Origin of the sequence: Rahnella perminowiae (genome assembly GCF_019049755.1) — a bacterium.
Lineage (GTDB): Bacteria > Pseudomonadota > Gammaproteobacteria > Enterobacterales > Enterobacteriaceae > Rahnella > Rahnella perminowiae.
Genome location: NZ_JAFMOS010000127.1, coordinates 1 through 892 on the forward strand (window position 1 = coordinate 1; position 892 = coordinate 892).

Here is an 892-nt window from a genome sequence, read left to right on the forward strand (position 1 = left end):
GTCTTACATCATGAAGGCAATTTTCCCCCGCCTTCATCTCTGTGGTCCCTTCGCCTCATCATTCGGATTTTAAAAACACGAACACATCCCGGCGCAGTTGCAGTTATAATCGCCAGCCAGATACTCATGCCTCACGGAGACGCACGTTTTGACCAGCCAAATTTACAACTATCATATGACCCATTTCGTCATGAGTGCCCCGGATATCCGGCATTTGCCATCTGACGCAGGCATTGAAGTCGCATTTGCTGGTCGTTCAAACGCCGGCAAATCCAGTGCGCTGAATACCCTGACTCAGCAGAAAAGCCTCGCACGTACCAGTAAAACACCGGGACGTACCCAGCTTATCAATCTCTTTGAAGTGAAACCGGGCATTCGTCTGGTCGACTTACCGGGCTATGGCTACGCAGAAGTCCCGGAAGAAATGAAGCGCAAATGGCAGCGTGCTCTGGGCGAATATCTGCAAATGCGTAACTCCCTGAAAGGTCTGGTTGTGCTGATGGATATCCGCCACCCGCTGAAAGATCTCGATCACCAAATGATTCAGTGGGCTGTTGACGTAGGTACGCCGGTCATGTTGCTGCTCACTAAAGCAGACAAACTGGCTTCAGGCGCACGTCAGGCGCAGATCAAAATGGTTCGTGAAGCGGTGAAAGAATTCATGGGCGATATTCAGGTGGAAGCGTTCTCGTCACCAAAGAAAATGGGCGTGGATAAACTGAGTGACAAACTGAACACCTGGTTCAGCGAAATCCCACCGGAAGTGCTGGATGAAGAGGTTTCTGACGAAGGCGAATAACAACGCTCCCGTAACGGGGAAATGTCAGTAATGTACAGAAAGGGGTGACCGCAAGGTTACCTTTTTTTATGGGAATAATACGGTGAAAATCCC

The 892-nt window shown here is 50.0% G+C and carries 1 protein-coding gene; it reads left to right on the forward strand.

The genetic code is table 11. From position 1 onward, the window contains the following. Positions 1–148: 148 nt before the first annotated feature. Positions 149–799 carry a ribosome biogenesis GTP-binding protein YihA/YsxC gene (gene yihA / locus J1785_RS00680; protein ID WP_129955246.1) on the forward strand — a complete coding sequence of 217 codons (651 nt, stop codon included), beginning with the start codon at positions 149–151 and terminating at the stop codon, positions 797–799. Positions 800–892: the final 93 nt, after the last annotated feature.